This is a genomic window from Inquilinus sp. (genome assembly GCF_039594555.1).
Taxonomy (GTDB): Bacteria; Pseudomonadota; Alphaproteobacteria; order DSM-16000; family Inquilinaceae; genus Inquilinus.
The window spans coordinates 1-21,907 of sequence record NZ_JBCNNF010000038.1 but is presented as its reverse complement, the minus strand read 5'-3'; the positions used below and the strand labels follow the sequence as shown (position 1 = coordinate 21,907).

At 67.9% G+C, this 21,907-nt stretch carries 21 protein-coding genes; 6 read left to right on the top strand and 15 right to left on the bottom strand.

The window, feature by feature from the left end:
- Positions 1-136 precede the first annotated feature (136 nt).
- The 3 genes from ftsH to ABDW35_RS06485 all read left to right on the top strand — a co-directional run bounded on the left by ftsH (position 137) and on the right by ABDW35_RS06485 (position 3,729).
- Positions 137-2,008, top strand: a complete 1,872-nt coding sequence (ftsH, locus tag ABDW35_RS06495) for an ATP-dependent zinc metalloprotease FtsH (RefSeq protein ID WP_343713037.1) — start codon at positions 137-139, stop codon at positions 2,006-2,008.
- Positions 2,009-2,027: 19 nt separating this feature from the next.
- Positions 2,028-3,026, top strand: a complete 999-nt coding sequence (locus ABDW35_RS06490; protein WP_343713036.1) for a 1-phosphofructokinase family hexose kinase — start codon at positions 2,028-2,030, stop codon at positions 3,024-3,026.
- Positions 3,027-3,114: 88 nt separating this feature from the next.
- A complete protein-coding gene (locus tag ABDW35_RS06485; protein ID WP_343713035.1) occupies positions 3,115-3,729 on the top strand; it encodes a chemotaxis protein CheB in 615 nt (204 codons plus the stop codon).
- Positions 3,730-4,333: 604 nt separating this feature from the next.
- Here the strand turns inward: ABDW35_RS06485 and ABDW35_RS06480 are convergent.
- From ABDW35_RS06480 to ABDW35_RS06470, 3 genes are all read right to left on the bottom strand, one after another.
- A complete protein-coding gene (locus ABDW35_RS06480) occupies positions 4,334-4,771 on the bottom strand; it encodes a universal stress protein (RefSeq protein ID WP_343713034.1) in 438 nt (145 codons plus the stop codon).
- 58 nt (positions 4,772-4,829) lie between these two features.
- Positions 4,830-5,300, bottom strand: coding sequence for a Spy/CpxP family protein refolding chaperone (locus ABDW35_RS06475; RefSeq protein WP_343713033.1), 471 nt, complete (start codon positions 5,298-5,300; stop codon positions 4,830-4,832).
- 77 nt (positions 5,301-5,377) lie between these two features.
- The gene (locus tag ABDW35_RS06470; protein WP_343713032.1) at positions 5,378-5,833 is read right to left on the bottom strand and encodes a YbhB/YbcL family Raf kinase inhibitor-like protein; all 456 of its coding nucleotides are present in this window, start codon (positions 5,831-5,833) and stop codon (positions 5,378-5,380) included.
- A gap of 246 nt (positions 5,834-6,079) precedes the next feature.
- On the opposite strand from ABDW35_RS06470, the gene ABDW35_RS06465 reads away from it, so the two are divergent.
- Together ABDW35_RS06465 and ABDW35_RS06460 are read left to right on the top strand one after the other, a co-directional pair.
- Positions 6,080-6,742 carry a BON domain-containing protein gene (locus ABDW35_RS06465; RefSeq protein ID WP_343713031.1) on the top strand — a complete coding sequence of 221 codons (663 nt, stop codon included), beginning with the start codon at positions 6,080-6,082 and terminating at the stop codon, positions 6,740-6,742.
- 159 nt (positions 6,743-6,901) lie between these two features.
- Complete coding sequence (locus tag ABDW35_RS06460) at positions 6,902-7,681, top strand: universal stress protein (RefSeq protein WP_343713030.1); 780 nt, start codon at positions 6,902-6,904, stop codon at positions 7,679-7,681.
- Positions 7,682-7,744: 63 nt separating this feature from the next.
- Here the strand turns inward: ABDW35_RS06460 and ABDW35_RS06455 are convergent, their stop codons facing one another.
- Both ABDW35_RS06455 and ABDW35_RS06450 read right to left on the bottom strand, forming a co-directional pair.
- A complete protein-coding gene (locus tag ABDW35_RS06455; protein WP_343713029.1) occupies positions 7,745-8,026 on the bottom strand; it encodes a BON domain-containing protein in 282 nt (93 codons plus the stop codon).
- Between the two features lie 38 nt (positions 8,027-8,064).
- Positions 8,065-8,520: a universal stress protein gene (locus ABDW35_RS06450; protein WP_343713028.1), complete on the bottom strand. Its 456-nt coding sequence runs from the start codon at positions 8,518-8,520 to the stop codon at positions 8,065-8,067.
- Between the two features lie 186 nt (positions 8,521-8,706).
- Here ABDW35_RS06450 and ABDW35_RS06445 point away from each other — a divergent pair, with 186 nt between their 5' ends.
- A complete protein-coding gene (locus ABDW35_RS06445; RefSeq protein WP_343713027.1) occupies positions 8,707-9,453 on the top strand; it encodes a polysaccharide deacetylase family protein in 747 nt (248 codons plus the stop codon).
- An 84-nt stretch (positions 9,454-9,537) separates the two neighbouring features.
- Here ABDW35_RS06445 and ABDW35_RS06440 read toward each other — a convergent pair whose 3' ends face one another.
- The 10 genes from ABDW35_RS06440 to ABDW35_RS06395 all read right to left on the bottom strand — a co-directional run.
- Positions 9,538-10,509 (bottom strand): universal stress protein, encoded by a 972-nt coding sequence (locus tag ABDW35_RS06440; protein WP_343713026.1) that lies wholly within the window; start codon positions 10,507-10,509, stop codon positions 9,538-9,540.
- Positions 10,510-10,543: 34 nt separating this feature from the next.
- Positions 10,544-11,671: an ABC transporter permease gene (locus ABDW35_RS06435; protein WP_343713025.1), complete on the bottom strand. Its 1,128-nt coding sequence runs from the start codon at positions 11,669-11,671 to the stop codon at positions 10,544-10,546.
- A 6-nt stretch (positions 11,672-11,677) separates the two neighbouring features.
- Positions 11,678-14,407: a ribosome-associated ATPase/putative transporter RbbA gene (gene rbbA / locus ABDW35_RS06430; RefSeq protein WP_343713041.1), complete on the bottom strand. Its 2,730-nt coding sequence runs from the start codon at positions 14,405-14,407 to the stop codon at positions 11,678-11,680.
- Between the two features lie 11 nt (positions 14,408-14,418).
- Complete coding sequence (locus ABDW35_RS06425) at positions 14,419-15,513, bottom strand: HlyD family efflux transporter periplasmic adaptor subunit (RefSeq protein WP_343713024.1); 1,095 nt, start codon at positions 15,511-15,513, stop codon at positions 14,419-14,421.
- Between the two features lie 263 nt (positions 15,514-15,776).
- Entirely contained in the window at positions 15,777-16,637 is an 861-nt protein-coding gene (locus tag ABDW35_RS06420) for a universal stress protein (RefSeq protein WP_343713023.1), read from the bottom strand.
- Positions 16,616-17,407 (bottom strand): helix-turn-helix domain-containing protein, encoded by a 792-nt coding sequence (locus ABDW35_RS06415; protein ID WP_343713022.1) that lies wholly within the window; start codon positions 17,405-17,407, stop codon positions 16,616-16,618. Before ABDW35_RS06415 ends, ABDW35_RS06420 begins: the two co-directional genes overlap by 22 nt.
- An 89-nt stretch (positions 17,408-17,496) precedes the next feature.
- Positions 17,497-19,185: an MBL fold metallo-hydrolase gene (locus ABDW35_RS06410; RefSeq protein ID WP_343713021.1), complete on the bottom strand. Its 1,689-nt coding sequence runs from the start codon at positions 19,183-19,185 to the stop codon at positions 17,497-17,499.
- The gene (locus tag ABDW35_RS06405) at positions 19,157-19,810 is read right to left on the bottom strand and encodes a BON domain-containing protein (protein ID WP_343713020.1); all 654 of its coding nucleotides are present in this window, start codon (positions 19,808-19,810) and stop codon (positions 19,157-19,159) included. Before ABDW35_RS06405 ends, ABDW35_RS06410 begins: the two co-directional genes overlap by 29 nt.
- Before the next feature lie 125 nt (positions 19,811-19,935).
- On the bottom strand, positions 19,936-20,784 hold the full coding sequence (locus ABDW35_RS06400; protein ID WP_343713019.1) for a universal stress protein: 849 nt from the start codon (positions 20,782-20,784) through the stop codon (positions 19,936-19,938).
- Between the two features lie 103 nt (positions 20,785-20,887).
- On the bottom strand, positions 20,888-21,907 hold a 1,020-nt coding region (locus ABDW35_RS06395; protein ID WP_343713018.1), incomplete at its 5' end, for a GNAT family N-acetyltransferase.

The following is a 21,907-nucleotide window of genomic DNA, read 5'->3' as shown; positions in this document are numbered from 1 at the left end:
GGAACGTGTCAAATCCCTGCCGATCTGCGCGCTCGTCGTCTCAACGACGTGTCCGAAGCGCCTTGCGATGGATCAAGGCCAGCCCGCCGGAACAGCGGGATCGTGCCACGCGGCAACGGCATCGCGAGGATCGGCCATGGACATCAAGAAAGAGCATCACATCAACTTCTGGTATGTGATCGGCTCGATCCTGGCGATCCTGCTGGTGCAGAATCTTCTGACCCAGTCCAGCCGCGTCGAGACCATCCCCTACTCCGCCTTCCTGGACCTGGTCCGCGATGGCAAGGTCACCGATCTCGTCATAGGCCCGACCCGGATCACGGGGAGCTATCGCGAGCCGCGGGCAGGAAAGCCGCAGGAGTTCACGACAGTCAGGGTCGAGCCGGACCTGTCGGAGGCGCTGGCCAAGTCCAACGTCACCTTCTCGGGCGAGCCCGAGCCCGGCCTTTTCGAGACGGTCCTCGGCTGGCTGCTTCCCACGGTCGGCTTCATCCTTCTCTGGCTGTTCCTGGTGCGCCCTCTTACCCTCGGCCAGGGTGCGGGCGGGCTGCTGTCGATCGGCAAGAGCCGGGCGAAGGTCTATGTCGAGCAGGATGTCGGAGTCCGTTTCGCTGACGTCGCCGGGGTGGACGAAGCCAAGGAAGAGCTCACGGAGGTCGTGGCGTTCCTCAAGGATCCGGCCGGCCATGGCCGCCTGGGGGCCCGGGTGCCCAAGGGCGTATTGCTGGTCGGCCCGCCGGGCACCGGCAAGACGCTGCTGGCCCGCGCCGTCGCCGGCGAGGCGGGCGTCCCCTTCTTCTCGATCTCGGGTTCGGAATTCGTCGAGATGTTCGTCGGGGTCGGCGCCGCCCGCGTCCGCGACCTGTTCGAGCAGGCCCGCCAGAACGCTCCCGCCATCGTCTTCATCGACGAGCTGGATGCGCTGGGCCGGGCCCGGGGGGCCTTCTTCCCGGGCGGTGGCCATGACGAGAAGGAGCAGACGCTCAACCAGCTCCTGGCCGAGCTCGACGGTTTCGATCCGTCCGTCGGGGTGGTCTTGCTGGCCGCCACGAACCGGCCGGAGATCCTGGACCCGGCCCTCCTCCGTGCCGGCCGTTTCGACCGGCAGATCCTGGTCGACCGGCCGGACAAGAAGGGGCGCATCGACATCCTCCAGGTCCATATCCGGAAGATCAAGATCGCCACCACCGTCTCGATCGAGGCGGTCGCCGCCCTGACCCCGGGCTTCACCGGGGCGGATATCGCCAATCTCGTGAACGAGGCCGCACTCCTGGCCACGCGTCGCAACGCCGGCTGCGTGACCTTCGAGGACTTCACCCAGGCGATCGAGCGCATCGTCGCGGGGCTGGAGAAGCGGAACCGCCTTCTCAATCCGCATGAGCGGACCGTGGTCGCGCATCACGAGATGGGCCATGCCATCGTGGCCATGGCGACGCCCGGCGCCGATCCGGTGCAGAAGATCTCGATCATCCCGCGCGGGATCACCGCCCTCGGCTACACCATGCAGCGGCCGATCGAGGACCGTTTCCTCATGGATCGCTCCGAACTGGCCAACCGGATGGCCGTGCTGCTCGGCGGGCGCGCCGCCGAGAGCCTGGTCTTCGGCGAGATCTCCACCGGCGCGGCCGACGACCTGGCCAAGGCTACCGACATCGCACGGAACATGGCGGCCCGGTTCGGCATGGTTTCTGGGCTGGGGCAGGTCGCCTACGAGACCGAACAGGCGACCTTCCTCGGCGGTTCGGCGGAGACGGGCTGGCAGCCGCGCCGGTATGGCGAGGCGACGGCAGAGGCGATCGACGCGGCGATCCGCAGCCTGATCGACACGGCCTTCCGGCAGGCGACGTCGGTCTTGACGGCCAACCGCTCGCTGCTGCTCCAGGCTGTCGCCGAGTTAATGGCCAAGGAGACCATCGCCGGCGCCGACCTCGACGCCATCGCCGCGAAGGTGGCGGCGACACCCGACGGGGCGAAACCCAAGGCGATCGCCGCCGTCACAACACCGTGATCCCTCCGAGATCGAACCCATGAAGCCGATTGTCTGCCTGACTCCCAATCCGGCCCTCGACGTTTTCACCGCCGTCACGGAACTGGTGGACCAGCACAAGATGCGCTGCGATCCGGAGATGGAGCAGCCTGGCGGCGGCGGTATCAATGTCGCCCGTGTCGTCCGGCGGCTGGCGGGCGACGCCATCGCAATCCATCCGACCGGAGGCCCTTATGGCCAGCGGCTCGACCGCCTGCTCGATGCGGAGGGAGTCCCGAGGGAGAGCGTGCCGATCGGCGGCGTGACGCGCTTCAGCTTCATGGTCCGCGAGACGAGCGGCGGCAGGCAATACCGCTTCGTGCTGCCGGGCCCGACGATCTCGGACCACGAGGGCACCCGGATTCTCGCGCGCTTCGAGCAGTTGGTCTCGGAGGGAACGATCGCCGTCGGAAGCGGCAGCCTGCCGCCCGGCTTGCCCGCGGATTTTTACGGCCGCGCGGCGCGCATCGCCGCGCGTCGGCATGCCCGCTTCGTGCTCGACACATCCGGGGCAGCGCTCGCCGCGGCGCTGCGCGACGGGGTCTATCTGGTCAAGCCGAGCCTTCGGGAGCTCGAGACGATCGCGGGCCGGACCTTCGCGTCGCAGGCGGAGGCTGTCGCCTTCTCCCGCGAAATGGTGGCCCGCCGGGTCGCGGAAATCGTGGTGGTCTCCCTCGGCCCGGCCGGCGCCGTCCTGGTGACGGACCGGACATGCCGGCATCGGCCGGCTGTGGAGGTGGCGGCTGGAGGCACCGTCGGCGCGGGGGACAGCCTGGTCGGCGGGATGCTGACGGCGCTTTCCCGCGGGTGGTCCGTCGAGGACGCATTTGCCTACGGGATGGCGGCCGCCGGTGCCACGATTCTCGCCCCCGGGACCGCCCTCTGCGACCGCGCCACGACGGACCGGATCTACACCGCCCTGGCAGCATCGCCATCACCCGACATCGACTTCGGCGGAAACGTGATGGCCGTCAATTCCGCACGTCCCGGGACAGCATAGGCCGCGTCGACCTGTGCGCTCATGCGATGCGCCCCCCCGGTCAGTGGCCATGCCGCGCATGCCGGATCTTTGATGCAAAGGAGGCCCAGTGGGACCGAAGCACGGTATCAGCACACCCCAAATCGTGGCGATGGGCGCATCGGCCGGCGGCATCGACGCGATATCGCGTTTGCTGGGTGATCTGCCTGCTACCCTGGCCGCGGCAGTCCTTGTCGTTCTTCACCGGCCGGCGGAAGGGGTCAGCCATCTTGCCGAGATCCTCGCCCGGCATACGAAGCTCGTCGTCAAGGTGGCTCAGGAGGGAGATCCCCTCAACCAGGGGGTTTGCCTCATTGGAATGCCGGACCGGCATCTGCTCGTGGGACCGGATCTCCGCATTCACTCATGGCCGGACGGCTTCTACCGGACCCACAATATCGACCTGCTGTTCAACTCGCTGGCCTGCTGCGCAGGAGATCACACCGTCGGTGTCATTCTCTCCGGCCTCCTCAAGGATGGCGTGGCGGGACTCAGGGCGATCAAGGAGGCGGGGGGCATGGCGCTCGTCCAGAGTCCAGACGACGCGGAATATGCCGAATTGCCTGAGAATGCGATAAAGTACGTTGGTCGAGTTGACCTGATCGATACAGCCGCGGGGCTTGCACGCGCTATCCAACGGATCATCGAGAGCAAATCATCAAAGACTATCGAGGCGACTTTTTAGCAAATCATACGCTTCAATAAGATTAATCAACATCCTATTGGCTAATGTCGGATCTTCACCGTCCTCCAAAATTTTTTCTATAATTTTTCTTTGCTTATCAATCAAAGTCAAATTGATCGAAATTCTCTCTTCGACTATCGCAACCCGCTCCTCCTTGATACCATACTTATCCTCTTCCTGAATCAGGAGTCTCAACAGAACATCTCGGACGCCCGGATCCTCCTCGAATAGGAGTCGAGAGTGAAATTTCTCAATATTCTGCCGTATAATAAAATGTTGCGGGCACATCGGAAGCCTCCCTCAGTGCATCGGCAGAGCCGGCATCGTCTGCGCGCTCCTTCCGCTTAACCCTCCATCTCAAGGATGTCCGAAAACTGCAACTCACAAAAGGACCAATCGCAGGATAATTTTCTTGTCAGAATCAGGCAATGGACCGTCGCAATGGCAACGGGGACGTCATGCGACCGGTCGATCGGTCGGCATGGCACCGGCATCGGCTCTCCGGTCCCTCAGAAGGATCCCGACAGTCGGCGCGGCCTCACCCTCGACGCCCATCCGGTTGCGGATGGGCCGCGATCGGAGCGGCCTCCAAGGCGACGGCAGATCAGCGGAACACCAGGACCGGGATCTCGCAGTGCGTCAGCACCTTCTGCGTCTCGCTGCCGAGGACGAGGGCGGAGACGCCGCGGCGCCCATGGGACGCCATGGCGATGAGGTCGCAGCCACGCGCATCGGCGACCTCGATGATGGCATCGTAGGGGTGCTCGTCCTCGATGACGACCGGGTCGAGCGGCACGCCCAGCTCCTGCGCCAGAGCCGCTCCTGCGGCCAGCAAGTCCCGGCCACGCTGCTGCATCGCTTCGGCGTACTCGGACTCGGTCAATGAGAGCTGGAGCGGTTTCAGGCTGAACACACTGAACGGCTCGGTCACCGTCACCAGCGTCACCTGTGCGCGGAAGCCGTTGGCCAGGCGAATGCCGCGGTCGACAGCCTGTTCGGCCAGCGGCGACCCGTCCGTCGGGATCAGGATGTGCTTAAACATGTCTTCTCCAATCTGCGGGTCACAGCCCGCGCCGTCCGGCGGCCGCCCGGCCGCGCGGCTAATCCTCGCCCCCGGCTCCCCCGCCCATGGCATCGTCGAGCCGGCTCTTCTGGTCGTCGCTCAACTGGGCATAGAGGGCGTCGAAGGCGGGACAGATGATCGCGAAGGCCAGGAGCATCGCGTCGACCTCCCTGGGCAATTCCTCCGGCTCGTCCGATGGACCGGCCCAGCAGGCCGCGCGCATCGTGTCCTGGGCCTGCTGCACGGCCAGCTCGAGCGCATTGAAGGCCTCGCGCTGGGCTTCCGTCGGCCTGACGGCAGCCCTGATCCTGGCCAGATCCTGGGCGGCACCGTCGCCGAGCCAGTAGCCGCAGGCCGCCATGCCATGCGGGTCCGGAAGGACTTCGGTGTGATCACCGGGGCCGCCTGGCGCATCGACGGATGCGGCCGCGATCGATCCGCTGCCCAGGACGAGGAGGCCTGCCAGGGTCGCCGCCTGCAGAAATCGGATCATGGATGCCGTCGACATGGGGATATCTCCGGTGACCGGCGCCGCTCATCTGATGCAAGGCCGGATGCGCTCTCGCGCCGCCTTACTGACGGCTCTCATCGCCGATAGACGCCGACGAGCTCCGCCTCGGCGATGGCGAGGCGGCGAGCCGCGCGCTCGACGTCCCGGCAGCTCGGCTCGCGCGACAGCCGCAGCCGCTCGGCCGACAGGGCGTAGAGGCGGAACCGGTAATGGTGGGCCGATCCCCGAGGCGGGCACGGCCCGCCGTAACCGGCATGGCCGAAATCATTCTTGGCCTGCCGGATGCCTCGGACGGCGTTCACCTGCGGCAGGCCTTCGGCGAGGGCGGCCTGTTCGCGCGGGATGTCATAGACCGCCCAATGACGCCACGGCTGCCCGGGGGTGTCGGGATCCTCGCAGACGAGGGCAAAGCTCCGGGTCTCCGAAGGAGCGTCCTGCCAGGCGAGCGGCGGGGACAGATTCCCTCCATCCAGGCCGCATTCCGGGGGAATTTCGGCACCATCCGAAAACAAGGGCGAGCTGATCTTCATGCGAACCATCTCCATCGGCGGAGCCGACCAGAGGGATCGAAGCCGACGGGAGCAAACTCGGGCCCGGCCGGCACCTTCCAGCCGGGATGGGAGACGCGGCGCTGTCCTGCCGCCCTTCCGAGCCAGGAGACCCGACCGAGGTGATGAAGACGCTAGAGGAGAGCCGAGCCCGTCACCTTGATCCAGGTCAAGGTCGCCCGCGGCCTCGCGGCCTAGCGTTTCGCATCCTGTATTCGGAGGTCGGCGATGAACACGGACAAGAACCTGCAGCACCTGGTCTTCGACGAGCTCGACTACGAGCCGAGCGTCAACGCGGCGGAGATCGGCGTCGCGGTCCGGGACGGCGTGGTCACCCTGTCGGGGCAGGTCTCCACCTATGCCCAGAAGCTTGCCGCCGCCGAGACCGCCCTCAGGGTGAAGGGCGTCAAGGCGGTGGTCCAGGACATCTCGGTTCGCCTGCCGGGCGACCAGAAGCTTTCCGACGAGGAGATCGGCAAGCGCGCCGTCGCCGCCTTGCAGTGGCACAGCAGCCTGCCGGCCGATCGCGTCCATGTCACCGTCGAGCACGGCGTGGTCCGGCTGACCGGTGACCTCGACTGGCAGTGCCACAAGCGCGAGGCGGAGCACGCGGTCCAGGCGCTGAAGGGTGTCGTCGCGGTGATCAACGCCGTCCGGGTCAAGCCGGCGCACCGCATGGCCTCCGTGCCCGAGGTCCGGAAGGAGATCGAGGCGGCGCTCAAGCGGAGTGCCGACCTCGACGCATCGAGGATCATTGTCGCGGCCTCGGACGGGAAGATCTCCCTGTCAGGCACCGTTCGCGCCGGCTTCGAGCGCAATGCGGCCGAGGCGGCGGCGTGGTCGGTGCCCGGCGTCATCGAGGTCGAGGACCGGATCGAGATCCGGCCGTAGCGACGCCGCGTCGCTCCTCATGATCCCCCGAGCTTTCGCACCACAGGTGCCGAGGCTGCGCCGCGACGCCGATAGCCTCACAGGTTCTTGGACCGTGGAGACGCCCTCGTCCGGACCTGCCTCGATGTCGTCGCCGCAGCCTGACCATGGAGGTTTCCCATGTCCTATCGAGATATCCTGGTGTTCCTCGACGCCACCTCTGACACGCCGGTCCGGCTCGAACTCGCGGTCACCCTTGCCCGCCAGCACGGCGCCCGTCTGCTCGGGGTCGATGTCAGCACGCCTTCTGCCTTCGACGGGCAATGGAAGGACTCGGCGGCCGGCCTGCAGGACCTGTTCCTGTCTCAGCTCGATCGCGCCGGTCTCAACGGCGAGTTTCGCATCGCGGACCGCGACACGGGTGCCTGGAAGGCGCTGTATGCCCATTTTGCCGACCTGGTCATCGCCACCCAGCGGCACGAGACGAACGCCGACCTCGTCCTGCCGGCCGTCCCCGAGGAGGTTCTGCTCTCTGCCGGAGTGCCCGTCCTGATCCTGCCGCCCGGCTGGCGGCCGCGGCCGGTCGGCAAGACCATCGTGCTGGCCTGGAACGCGAGCCGGGAAGCCACCCGCGCGGCGCATGACGCGCTGCCGTTGCTGTCCCGTGCGGAGAAGGTGGTCCTGTTCGAATTCGCGCCGCAGGCGGACAGGCTGGACTCCGCCCCCCGCCTGATGGCGGACCATCTGCGGCGGCACGGCGTCGAGGTCGAGTCGTTCACCTGGCCCGACGCGGGCGACAGTTCGCCGGTGGACGCCCTGTTCGCCTGTCTGGATCAGGAGGACGCCGACCTCATCGTTTCCGGCGCCTTCGGCCATTCTCCCATGGCCGAAGCCCTCCTCGGGGGCGTCAGCCGGGACCTGATCCGGAACGTTTCGATGCCCATACTGATGTCTCACTAGCGGCGGAACCGGAGGGGCGAGATTCAAAGGGCAGCCCCTCGGGTGTCCTTTCACATGGCGGCATCAACTCCGCCGACACCTGATCGCAGCGGCCGGGGCGGATCCACGACCCGAAGGCTTGCTCTCACCGGCCGGCTTCATCCTGACCTCGTTGAGCAGCCCGACGACGCCCCAGATGCCTCTCGCGACGGCCTCGGCCTGATAGCGCTCGAGCTGGCTTCGAGCACGGCCCGAGAGCGTCACGACACCGCCCTTCACCGCGACCGAGAGATCGCCGGCGTCGAACCGGCGATCGCCCTGGAGAGCCTGCTCGACCTGGTACTTGATCTCGCTGTCGGACTTCATCGCATCTCTCCGAACATCTCTGGTGTTGACTTCGATCTTCAGCGGACGATCACACAGGTGCAGGGGGCGAGATGGGCCACCTTGTGGCTCACGCTTCCCAGCAGCAGGCCCTGGAGGTCCCCCAAGCCGCGACTGCCGATTACGATGAGGCCGGCACCGCGCTCCTTTGCCGTCTCGACAATCCGTCGAGCGGGATCTCCCTCCGCCACCAGGCTCTGGACCCGCGGTGCGCCGCACTCCTGCGCATAGCGGGCGCCCTCCGCGGCGATGCGCTCGGCCTCGCCGCGGAACATGTCGGCCTCGGTGACACGGATGTTCTCGACGCGCTCGAACTGCTTGAGGCCCTGGGTCACGACCTCACTGCCGTGGGTCTGCTGGACGTGCAGCACCAGAAGCTCTCCAAGCTTCTCCCGGGCGAGCTCTGCGGCGAATTCGATGGCCTTTTGGGCGGCGTCCGAGCCGTCGGTGGCGCACAGGATCAGATAGCGTTTCATGGTGTCTGACTCCGGAACGGTGTCAGCGCATTCCAGAGCGGTCGAAGATGACCAGCATTGACCCAAATCAACGGCCGGCACCGCATCTCACCCATCATCCGGCAGGATTGAGCGCCGTTTGAGGGAGATCAAAGCGCACCGTTCCGAACAATGCCGAAATGGCGCGATCGGAATGACGCCACCCCAATGAACGCCCTCGGACTCTTCGCGGCCCTGGCCTGCCTGATCGGATCGATCGGCAACACCGCCAATGCCTCCGATCCGCAACTTCTCGAACCGACGTTGCATCTGGTGCATCGCGGCTCGGCGCTCCCGGAGATCGCCCTCACCCTCGATGCCTGCGGCGGGAGTGTCGATCTGCGGATCCTCGATGCGCTCATCCGCAACGGAATCCCTGCGACGGTGTTCGTCACGGCCCGCTGGCTGCGACGGAATCCCGAGGCATTCGCCCGTCTCCACGCGAATCCCGACCTGTTCGAGATCGAAAATCACGGTCGGGATCACGTTCCGGCCGTGGACCGTCCGGTAACGGTGTTCGGCCTTGCGGCCGCCGGCAGCCTGCCTGCAATCGAGATGGAGGTATCGGGCGGTGCGGCGGCGATCTTGGCCGCGGGCGGCCAGGCGCCGCACTGGTTCCGCGGCGCGACAGCGCGATACAGCGTCACGGCGATCGCAGCCATCAGAGGGATGGGCTACCGGATCGCTGGCTATTCGCTGAACGGAGACGGCGGCGCCAGCCTCAGCGCCGAGGAGACCGCGAACAGGATCGCGAAAGCCCGGGACGGCGACGTCATCCTGGCGCATCTGAACCAGCCCGGGCGTACCGCCGGAGCCGGCGTCGTCGCCGGGCTTCTGCGGCTTCGGGCCCGCGGCGTCCGGTTCGTGCGGCTCTCGGACGCCGCGGAAGCCGGATCCGACGGAACCACCGAATGAGCGGCGGCCGCGGCGTCCAGGAAGACCGGCCGCGTCGGAGCCGCGCGGCAAGATGCGGTCCGCCACAGGAGACGTGTCCGACATTCAGTGCGACATCAGCACCGGCACGGTCATGGAGCGCAGCACCGACCGCGTGACCCCGCCGAAGATCACCTCATGCAGGCGGGCGTGGCCGTAGCATCCCATGACCAGGAGGTCCGCGCCGCGATCGGCGGTGAAGTCCAGGATTTCCATTGCGACGTCGGGATCGGGGTTCTCCCGCACGACGACATTGGCGCGGACATCGTGGCTGGCCAGGTGGCGCGCGATGTCGATGCCCGGGATCTGATCAATCATCGGCGGAGCCACGGCCAGCACGTCCACCTGCCGTGCCCGCTGCAGCAGAGGCATCGCATCGGCCACGGCCCGTGCCGCCTCGCGGCTGGCATTCCAGGCGACGACGATCCGCTCGCAAGAGATCGCGGGCGGCGGGCCGGCACGGGGAATGACAAGCACCGGCCGTCCGCTGGCGAGCCCGAGCTCCGGCGCCAGGCCGAAGGAGGGAGACTCCCATCCGAGATCGGACTGGTCGACGACCGCAACATCGGCATAGCGGCCATGGACCGCCATCACGACGACCAGATCACCCCGGCTGGTCCGCCATTCGCAGCGATCTGCGTAGCCATACCGGTCGACGGTGCGGTCGAACCGGCGTTTCGCCTCCGCGAGATCTTCTTCATTCGCGCGCTCCACCGCCTCGATCGCCGCGGGAGGAAGCTTGTCCAGGCCGATGCCGGTCCATAGGGGCGGGCAGACGGCGAGCCCGATCAGCCGCGCGTCCTGTCGACGCGCGAAATCGATGGCAGCGGCAAGGCATGGGGTTTCGGCGCTGCCGACATGAACCAGAACATCGCGATAGGACATGACCGAGTTCCCGAACTGATGGCCGGACCGAAGCGCGCGGCATCCGGCCCGTTCGGTCCAGCATTCCGATTTTCCCGCTGCCGCTCCTTGATCCGGATCAATCGAATCGGCCGGCGACGAAGCGGCTTGCCCGGCGACGGCATCGACCGTCACGGCCCTGGCCCTGGGCGCCGCTCCTCGGATTGGGCTACGTCACCGCGGCGCTCGATACCTTGCGGAAGCGCATGAGAGCGAGGGCGAGAAACAGGCCGCCGACCGCGGCGACCGCTAGGAATGCCGGCCCCACCACGTCGAGGCCGGCGCCACGGTAGAGAATGGCCTCGGCAAAACTGACGAAATGGGTCGACGGCGACGCCTGCATCACGATCCTGAGCCACGACGGCATGCTTTCGAGCGGCGTGTTGCCGCCGGACAGCATGTTCATCGGCAGCGCGACCAGCATGAACAGCAGCCCGAGCTGCGGCATCGAGCGGGCGACGGTCCCGAGGAAGAGGCCGATGGCGACGGCAAAGAAGAGATACAGCACCACCCCGGCCATGAAGAGCGGTAAAGAGCCGACGATCGGGACGCCGAGGAGCCCGCGGACGACGATCAGAAGCGACAGCGCGACCGCCACGGCGATCACGAACCCGTTCGCCCAGACCTTGGCCATCGCGATCTCGAAGGGCGACAGCGGCATGACCAGGAGATGATCCATCGTGCCGTGCTCGCGCTCGCGGATCACCGCCGCGCCGGCGAGGACGATCGCCAGCATCGTCACGTTGTTGACGATGGCCATGATGCTGGTGAACCAGGGCGAGGACAGGTTCGGGTTGAAGGCGACCCGGACGGCAAGATCGACCGGAGGCTCCGCCGTCGGATCCGACCTGCCGACGAAGCGGGCGATCTCCCGGCTTGCGATCTGCTCGATATAGCCCGCGCCGATCCCCGCCTGCATCATGGCCGTCGCATCGACATCGACCTGGATCGCGGGTCGGCGGCCGGCCACCACGTCCTTCTGGAACTCCGGCGGGATGTCGATCACGAAGGTGTATCGGGCGAGGTCCATCGCCCGGTCGATGTCGCCGGCGGCGATCTCCTGCGGCGGCTTGAAATAGGGCGGCAGCAGCGCCTGGGCGATCCTGCGAGACAGCGGTGACCGGTCCTCGTCGGCGATCGCGACCGAGGCGTCGCGCAGCTCCTGCGAGATGCCCCGGGCCTGACTGTAGACGGCGAAGGAGAAGGTGTAGGCGACGAGCGCGAGCAGCACGAGATCGTGGCCGAGGCTCCGCAGCTCCTTGGTGCCGAGCCAGAAGATGTTCGCGAGACGCCGCATCCCGTCCTAGCCTTCCTGCTTGCGCAGGAGCAGGAGACTCAGCAGCGTGAGCGCCGGGATGAAGGCTGCCAGGGCCAACAGGTTGCCGCCCAGCTCGGCGAAGCCAAGGGACTTGGTGAAGGTGCCGACGCTGATCCTGAGAAAATAGGTCATCGGAAAGGCGTAGCCCATCAGCGCCGCCGCGCCGTTCAGGGACGACACGGGCGTCAGCATCCCGGAGAACTGGGTGGCAGGCAGGACCGTGAGGATCGCGGTGCCGAACAGCGCCGCGATCTGGGTGCGGGCGAAGGCGGAGATCACCAGGCCGTATCCGGTGGTCGCCGCGACGTAGAGCACGGCCGCGACCGCGAGCGTCCAGGCGCTGCCCTTGATCGGCACGTCGAACAGCGCCACCGCCATGACCAGGAGGCAGCCGAAGTTGACCAGCGCCACGCCGATATAGGGGAGCTGCTTCCCCAGCAGGAATTCGAGACGGCTGACCGGGGTCACGTGCAGGTTGGTGATCGAGCCCAGCTCCTTCTCCCGCACCACGGCGAGGGCCATCAGGATGGCCGGGATCAGGGCGAGCAACAGCGCGATGGTCGACGGCACCATGGCGTAGATACTCTTGAAGTCCTGGTTGTATCGGTACCGCGTTTCGATCGTGGCCGGAGCCGTATCGACGGCTGATGCGCCCTGCCGGCGGGCCAGGTCAGCCAGGAACTGCTGGTGGACGCCTTCGAGATAGCCGCGAGTGGTCTCGGCGCGGAACGGCATGGCACCGTCGACCCAGGCGCCGACCTCGGTCCCGGTGCCCCGCTGCAGGTCGCGGCCGAAGCCCGGAGGGATCTCGAGCGCGACGGTGAACGCGCCGCCCATCAGCCCCCGCTCCAGCGCGGCATAAGTCGTGACCGGTGCCTGCTCGATGAAGTAGGAGGAGCCTCTCAGTTCCTGAAGATAGGCGCGGCTTTCCGGGGTCTGGTCGCGGTCCAGCACGGCGAAGGACAGGTTCTCGACATCCGTGTTGATGCCGAGGCCGAAGATCACCATCAGGAACAGCGTGCCGAACAGGGCGAAGCTCAGCCGGACGGGGTCGCGCCGGAACTCCAGCATCTCCCGCCAGGAATAGGCGAGAAGCCGCCGCGGGCTGAAGGTGCGGCGCCGGCCACCGGGCTGCGCCGGACCGGCGACCGGACGATCGGCGACGACATCGATGCGCTGTCCTCGACCTGCACCGCCGGTCGCTTCTTCGAGATAGCTGATGAACACGTCCTCGAGGCTTGCGGCTCCGCGTGAGGCCACCAGCTCCGCTGGCGTGCCGGTCGCCAGGACCTTGCCAGCATTCATCAGCGCCAAGCGGTCGCAGCGCGCCGCCTCGTTCATGAAATGTGTCGAGATGAAGATCGTGACGCCCTGGCGGCGGGACAGCTCGGCAAGCAGGCCCCAGAACTCGTCGCGCGCCAGCGGGTCGACGCCCGAGGTCGGCTCGTCGAGGATCAGCAGCTCCGGCTCATGCACCACCGATACGGCCAGGGACAGGCGCTGCCGGATGCCGAGCGGCAGCGCGGCCGCCGGCTGGTCGAGATACTTCCCCAGCCGGAAGCGGCGGACCAGCCAGTCGATGCGGTCCCGGGCCCTGTCGCGCGGCAGGTGGAACAGCCGGGCGTGGAGGTCGAGATTCTGCCGGACCGTCAGCTCGCTGTAGAGCGAGAAGGATTGCGACATGTAGCCGACGCGGCTGCGCAGCCTCATATCCGTGGCATCGATCGGCTGCCCGAAGAGCCAGGCCCGGCCGTCGCTGGCCGGCAGCAGGCCGGTCAGCATCTTCATCGTGGTGGTCTTGCCGCAGCCGTTCGAACCGAGGAAGCCGAAGATCTCGCCGCGCTCGATGCTGAAGCTGACGCGATCCACGGCGACGAAGTCGCCGAAACGGCGGGTCAGGTCCTTGGCGAGGATCGCGGTCTCGGCGCCCTGCGCGCGGCGTGGCGGGATTTCGGGCGCCTGGTGCCCGGCCCGGAGGGAGACCGGCAGCAGCTCGATGAAGCTCTCCTCCAGGCTGGCCCGCCCTGCCTGCGCCTTCAGCTCCACCGGCGTGCCGGTCGCCAGGATCCGGCCCGCATTCATCGCGACCAGCCAGTCGAAACGCTCCGCCTCCTCCATATAGGCCGTGGCGACGATGACGCTCATCCCGCGGCGCTGCGCCCGCATGCGGTCGACCAACTCCCAGAACTGCCGCCGGGACAGGGGGTCGACGCCCGTCGTCGGTTCGTCCAGAACCAGCAGGTCGGGGTCGTGCACCAGGGCGCAGCAGAGGCCGAGCTTCTGCCGCATGCCGCCGGAGAGGTTCTTGGCAGGCCGGTCGCCGAAGGCGGAGAGGCCGGTATCGGCAAGAAGAGAGTCGATCCGCCGCAGCCGCTCCGCGCGGGACTGGCCGAACAGCCGCCCGAAGAAGTCGATGTTCTCGCGGACGCTGAGGTCGGGGTAGAGATTCTTGCCAAGCCCCTGCGGCATGTAGGCGATGCGCGGGCAGACGGCCGTCCGGTGTCGCCGGTCGGCCATGTCGCCGCCGAGCACCATGACCTTCCCCGCCTGGATCCGCTTGGCGCCCGCGACGATGCCGAGCAGCGTTGACTTGCCGACGCCGTCAGGCCCGATCAGGCCGACGAGCCGTCCGCCCGGCAGGCCGAGGTCAATACCCTCGAGGGCGATCTGCGAGCCATAGCGGTGCGCAAGGCCCGCGATGCGCACCACCGGCATCTCCCTCCCGGTCATGGCCCGGCCCTGGGCCGCAGGAACGCAGGCCAGTCGACCGCCGGGTCCAGCCGGACATAGGCGACGCCCGGCAGCCCCGACCGCACCTCCTCGGCATGGGTGCGGAGCAGGGCGGGATCGATCCTGACCCGGACCCGGAACATCAGCTTGTCCCGCTCGGCCCGGGTTTCCACGGCCTTCGGAGTGAACTGGGCCTGGGTGGCAACGAAGACGACGGTCGCGGGAATGGGCCTGTCCGGCAGCGCATCGAGGACGATCCGCGCCTCGGTTCCCAGCACCGCGCGGCCGGCATCCGCAGTCGGCAGGAAGATGTCCATGTAGACATAGGCGGTGTCGAGCATGGTGTAGACCTTGCCGCCGGCCGACAGCACCTCCCCCACATTCGCCAGCCGGTACTGGATGCGCCCGTCCTTCGGCGCCACCAGCGTGTTGTCGGCGATGTTGACCCGGTCGAGGTCGAGATCATGCGACGCCGCGTCGAGCGCATGCTGGGCCTGCCCTGCCCTCGCCTCCGCCGCGTCCAGCTCGGCCGATGCGCCGTCCAGCTGCTGCCGGCGCTGGTCCAGCAGTTCCTCGGTCGCAAAGCCGCGCCGGACCAGGGCTTCGGTCCGGTCCATCTCGCGCTGCGCGAGATCCACCCGGGTGCGCTGCTGGTCGATATTGGCGTTCGCCTCATCGAGCGCCTGGCCGGCCTGGCGGATTCGGGCTTCGTCGCGGCTTTTCGTCGTCTCCAGATCGCGCGTGTCCATGCGCGCGACGACCTGCTTGGCTTTCACGATGTCGCCCTCATCCGCGAGGATCTCGGCGACCCGGCCGGAGAATTTTGTGGAAATGGCGATCTCGTCCGCCTCGACACGGCCGTTGCCCGACGCGATGCCGGCCGGAAGCCCGGCCAGGGACTGCTGCCACCAGTACCACCCGCCGGCCGCGGCGCCGGCGAGAACAATGGCCCCGACCAGGTACGGAAGCCGCCGCCGTCGAGGCCTTTCCTTCGCGATGGGGAGGACGGCCGGAAGGTTCGGCGTCGGCGACGGAGGCAAATGCGGGTCCTTCGCCTCGATCGGGGGTGCAAGAGCGTCGAGGTCGTTCATCGCAGTGTCCTTCGCCGGTCGGCATGCCATCGGCCGGCACGGACCCGGACTCAACGATCCGTGCCGGCTTGCCTTTGATCATGCTTGGCGAAGGAGCGGATGGACGCTTTGAGATGGATCAAGCGGGCCAACTCCCTGAAGCTCGAGCGAGGTCTGCCGGCCAGGGTGGCGGCAATGTCGACGCCGGCCGACCGGTCTCCACCGGCCACGCCGGTGAAGGTGTCGTTTCCGATGTCGCAATTTCCCCGGCCGCAGGCCCCGGTTCAGCTCGACCAGAGGACCAGGGTCCGGCCTTCCCGCATCACATCGCGCGTGGCGCCGCCGAAGATCCTCTCCCGCATCCGGCCGTGAGAATAGGCGCCCATGACGAGCAGGTCCGCGCGAGCATCGTCCGTCGCCATCATGAGGGTGCCGCCGATCGACAAGCCGCTCGGCTTGCGAATCTCCGTTTTCGCCTCGATCCCGTGGCTCGCGAGATACGACCGGACGGGCTCCAGCTGGGGAGCGTCGCTCTCCTCATCGATCGCCAGCAGGACGACCTTCCAGCATTCCTTGAGCAGCGGCAGGGCGGCCGCCATGGCCCGCGCGGCCTGAGGGCTGTCGTTCCAGGCGATGACAGCGGAGGCGCAGCGGTTCAACACCGTCCGGCCGGGGACGAGGAGGACGGGACGCCCGCTGGTCAGCAGCGCCGTCTCGAAGATCCGATCGGCGACCGAGGGCCGGCCCCGCTCCGCCTTCGCCGCGACGATCAGGTCAGCGGTCCGGGCCGCCCGCCCGATGGCATCGGCGTAGGGCTCCCGGCATTCCGTCCAGATCATCGCCGCCGGCTGAACCGGGTCGTGCTTGTGCCGGCACCAGATCCGGTCGTTCTCCCGCCATTGCTCGAACCGCTGACGGGCCCGGTCGGCCGAGGCGCGCGCCTCCTTGTCCATCGTCTCGGCCAGATCCTCCGTCCATCCCGGCGCATAGATCTCGCCGAGGAAGCGATCGGGCGGACGCGCGGGCCGGCAGAAATAGAGGCACTCGAGATCGGCGCCCTGCCGACGGGCGAGCGAAGCCGCCACGTCGAGCATGTCCTCTCGCGGCTGGCCCGCAAACGGGCTCAGGATCCGGCGGATCGACATCCCTGGTCTCCTTCCATGGCGAAGCCCGGCGACGCTTCGTCGCCCTGAGCGAGGTCCGTCAGCCCTGCGACCGATCTGAAGGCGATGTCGTGGCGCCCGAGGACGGTGATCAGCCCGCGCTCCTTCAATTTGCCGAGCGACCGGCTGATGGTCTCCAGCGTCAGTCCGAGATAGTCGGCAATGTCCGCGCGGGTCATCGGCAGCCGCATCGGATCGGTCGGGAGGCCCAGCTGGTCGGCCTGAGCGCCGATCTGGAGCAGGAAGCCGGCCAGCCGCTCCAGCGCCGATTTCTGGCCGAGCGAGAGCATCTGCTCCTGCGCCGCGGCGAGATCGCCGGCCAGCCGGCTGCGAAGCGCCGCTGCAAGAGCCGAGATCCGCCCCAGCACGACATCCAATTGGTCCAGCCTGAACCGGCACAGCCGGGTCTCGGCGATGGCTTCGACGCTGCAGGGATGGACGCCGTCGACCGGAAGGCCGAAGAAGTCGCCGGTCAGCAGGAAACCCACGATCTGCTGCCTGCCGTCCGGCAGTTCCTTCAGCAGCTTCGCGGCCCCCGACACGATGTTGTAGGCGTGTCGGGCCTCATCACCCTCGACGATGATCCGCTGATGCGGGCGGGCCCGCATCGTCTCGACGATGTCCGCGATCTCCCCGAGCCGCCCCTCGGGCACGCTGCCGCAGAGGCTAAGGCTCCGGGCGTGGCAGGAACGGCAGCCATCGAGCATCGATCGCGTCGCGGGAACGACGAGTCTGAGGACGCCAGCCACCATCGCATTTCTCCGAGCCGTGGCACCGAGTGCTTCGGACAGTTCACGACGGCCCCCGCTTCCCAGCCTTGATCCAGGTCAAGCGCCGGACCTCAGCCTTCGTCCAGCGTGCGGCGCAGGCGATGCAGGACCGCGCTGCGGGCGACGTCGTGGCCGGCGGCCTCGAGGCGGGCATCGAGGTCGAGAAGAAGCCGTGCGCGCTCATTGTGCCAATCGGGCGTTCCGACGGCTTCCGGCCGGATGCGCGGCCTCTGGGCCATCGGGATCAACTCCGGCCCCGTCGACCGCAGCCAGTAGCCGTCATCGATCTGCGGGCGCAGCATGGTCGGCGAAGGATCGAGAAGATGCCCGACCCGTTCGGCCAGGGCGGCCAGCGCAGGCCGTTCCCCATGCGTCAGGAACACCGCCCCGCCATCCGGCCGGCGATCCGCGATCCACTGGGCGAGCTCGGGGCCGTCCGCGTGGCCGGAATAGTCCTCGATCATCCGGATCCGGGCGCGGACCCGCAGTTCCTCGCCCTGGATCCGCACGGCCTTGGCGCCCTCCTGGAGCAGCCGGCCCAGAGTGCCCTGGGCCTGGAAGCCGGTGAGCAGGACGGTGGCGGCGGGGTTCCACAGATGGTGCTTCAGATGATGGCGCACGCGGCCCGCATCGCACATGCCGCTCGCCGCGATCACGATCCTGAAGCCGCCGGCGTCGTCGATGGCCCGGCTCTGGTCCGCCGTCTCGGCGAAATGGACCTGCGTCGACCGCAAGGCCCTGGCAAAGGAGGGGCCGTCGTCCAGCGCCGCATGATGGCGCAGGAACACGTCCGTGGCCCGGATCGCGAGCGGCGAGTCGAGATAGATCGGGGAGAGCGGCAGGGTGCCGTGCTCCATCAACGTCACCAGGTCGACGATGAGCTCCTGCGTCCGTTCCACGGCGAAGGCAGGCACGATCAGGATGCCCTGGGGAGTCATGGCCTGCCGGACCTCCGAGGCCAGATGCTCGCGCCGGGCCTCTGGCGTGATCGCCGGGCGGTCGACGTCGCCATAGGTGGCCTCGCAGACCAGGACATCGATATCGGTGGGCGACCGCCGCTCGGACTGGAGCATTCCGACATCGGGACCGAGATCGCCGGAGAAGAGAAGCCGAAGCGGCCTTCCGTCTTCTCCCGCGAGCTCGATCTCGATGGAGGCCGATCCCAGGATGTGCCCCGCATTCCAGAAGCGGACCCGGACGCCGGCGAGCGGCTCGAACCAATTCTCGTACTCCTCGGCGCGAAAGGCCGTGAGCGTCGCCTCCGCATCCGCCGCCGTGTAGATCGGCGTCACCTGCGGCCTGCCCCGCCGCCGGTTCCGCTGGTTCAGCATCTCGACCTCCGCCTCCTGGATGTGCCCGGAATCCGGCAGCATCACGCCGCAAAGGTCGATCGTGCCCCAGGTGGCGTAGACCGGGCCGTTGAACCCGTCGCGGACGAGCTTCGGGATCAGGCCGCTATGGTCGATATGGGCATGGGTCAGCAGGACACAGTCCACGGACTCCGGCCGGAACGGAAAGGGGATGTAGTTGAGGCCCTTCAGCGTCTTCGACCCCTGGAACATGCCGCAGTCGATCAGCATGCGGCCGCCGCTGGTCTCGAGCAGGGCGCACGATCCCGTGACCGTGCCGGCGGCACCGTGGAAATGCAGCGAGGGCGTCATGGAAGCCTCATGGCCAGGGCAGAGGAGGCGCGCCGATCGATAGCTGCGATCGGCGCTTAAATGCGACGGCCTATCCGACCGCCAGACGGTCTTCGACATCCGTGACGCCGGCGGCGGACCAGGCCGCCCGCTCCGCGGCGTTGCGCTCCGCCCAGCTCCGCACACGGCCGCTGAGGGTGACGGTCCCGTCGACGGCCGACACGGTGATCTCCTTCGCGTCGAGGACCGCATTCCGGTGGAACGCGTCCTCGATCTTCTTGCGGACATCGGCGGTCCGGATGGCCGGCTTGACCGCAATCAGGTTGATCAGGCCGACGACGCCGCTGAGCTTGTGGATATCGGCCGCCGCCGCGCCGCGCTGGTAGTCCCAGTCGACGTGGCCGGACAGGGTGACCCAGCCCTTCTCGACCTTCACGGTGATGCGGTCGGCCGGGACCGAGACGTCCCATTGCAGGATCCGCACGGCACGCTCGGCGATCTCGTCGTCCTTCGTCTTCCTGGCGTAGGGCGGCCGCACCTCGATTTCCTCGGCAATGCCCCGCACGCCGAACACGCGCTTGGCCGCTGCCTCGGCCGCCAGCTTCTCGGCATAGGTCGCGACATGCCCGGTCAGGGTCACGACGCCGTTGTCCGCGGCGACGCCGATATGGGTGGCGTCCAGGGCAGGATCCCAGGTTAGCTCGTTCAGCACATTGCGCCGAAGGTCTTCATTCTTGCCGGTCATCATGAAACTCCTCTGAGAAGTTCGACGGACAACCCTTAGCGCCGCGCCCGGATCTCGGCCTTGACCCAGATCAAGCCGGCATCCGGCCGGCGCCGTTCCGACGGGCGGCTGCGGGTCAGCGGGGGTCAATGGGCCAGGACGACGCCGACGCGGACCTGCTCCAGCACGTCGCGGGTCGTGCCGCCGAAGATCATCTCCCGCGCCTTGCTGTGGGTGTAGGCGCCCATCACGACAAGGCCGGCCTGCATGCGGTCGATCTCGCTCAGCAGCACCTGCCCGACCGTCCGGTTGTCGAGCGGCTTGGCCTCGCACTCGACCAGGATGCCGTGCCGCTCGAAATAGCCGTGGAGCCGGTCGAAGTTCACCTCCTCGCCGGCCTGCTCCATGAACGTCACCACCTTGATCCACTTACGATCGCGCAGCAGCGGAAGCGCCCCGGCCACGGCCCGGGCCGCCTGGACGCTGTCGTTCCACGCGATCAGGACCGAGTCGATGCGGTTGAGGAACGGCGAGTCCGGCACCATCAGGACCGGCCGGCCGGAGGCCAGCAGCGAGTCCTCGAAAACCTCGTGCGACCACGCCGACGCGGTGTTCTCCGGGCCGCGGGTGACGATGAGGTCGACCACCCGGCCGGCGGCGCCGATCACGTCGGCGTTGACGCCGGTCTCCTCGCGCCAGGCGAATTCCGGGGTATTGGCCGCGTCGGCCACATGGTTGCGGTGGCACCAGCCGTCGAAGTAGCGGCGCGCGGCCTTGGCGGCCTCGTCCACCGAGGCCTCGATCTCGGCCTGGTACTGCTCGCTCCAGGCGCCATAGTCGAATTCCCAGCCGGGAACGTCGCCGATCAGCGACGGGCGCAGATAAAGCACCTCGACGGCGGCGGACTGCTCGCGCGCCACCGCCAGCGCGGCATCGAGCAGATTGTCGTCGTTGAGCTTGCCCGCGACGGGCACCAGGATCTTACGGATCGGCATCGCCATCTCCTGAATTCCGAGGGAGCGCCGCACGGTCTTCCCAAGGGCCGCCGGTCGCAGACCCGATCCTGATCTCTGCGGCACGCGCCGGCCTTGAGATGGATCAAGCGCCGAGGGCGATGGTCACCCGCACCAGCCCGGGTTCGTCGGTCGCGGCTTCGCTTGTGAAGCCCAGCTCCTCGGCCATGCGCAGCATGGTCGCGTTCTCGCGCAGGATCTCGCCGGAGATCCGGGCCAGCCCGCGGCTGCGGGCGTAGGCGATGATCTCGGTCATCAGCCGATAGCCCAGCCCCTGCCCCTTCAGGTCGGAGCGCACCATGACGCCGTATTCGGCTGTGACGTTGTCCGGATCGGCGACGATGCGCACCGCGCCGAGCAGCGCAGGGCGCCCGTCCTCCTCTGCCTCGGCCACAAGGGCCATCTCGCGGTCGTAGTCGATCTGGGTCAGCCGGGCGGCGAATTCGTGGTCGAGCCGCATCGGGCCGAAGAAGCGCAGCCGGATGTCCTCGGCGCTGGACCGCTCCAGCATCTCGCGCATCGCCGGCTCGTCCTCCGGCCGCACCGGCCGCAGAGTGAACGGCCGCCCGTCTCGCAGCGCCAGCTGCTGCGCGAGATGCTGCGGGTAGGGCCGGATGGCGAAGCGCGGCGTGCCCAGCGGCAGCGGCGGCTGCACCCGGATGCGGGCATCGAGTGCCACGACACCGTCCTGGTCGGCCAGCAGCGGGTTGATGTCGAGCTCCACCACCTCGGACAGGTCGGCGGCCAGCTGCGACAGCTTCACCAGCGTGAACGCCACGGCATCGAGATCGGCCTTCGGGCGGGCGCGATAGCCCTGCAGCAGGCACCAGACCCGAGTGCGTGCCATCAGGTCCCGTGCCAACGCGGCATTCAGGGGCGGCAGCGCGACGGCACTGTCGCGCAGCACCTCGACCGCGGTGCCGCCATGGCCGAACAGGATGGTCGGGCCGAACAGCCGGTCGTGGCCGATTCCGAGGATCAGCTCGTGCGCCTCGGGCTTGCGCGCCATCTCCTGCACCGTGAAGCCGAGCAGCCGTGCCTCGGGCGCAGCCTTGCCGATCGTTGCGAGCATCTCCCGCGCCGCCGTGCGCACCTGCTCCGGTCC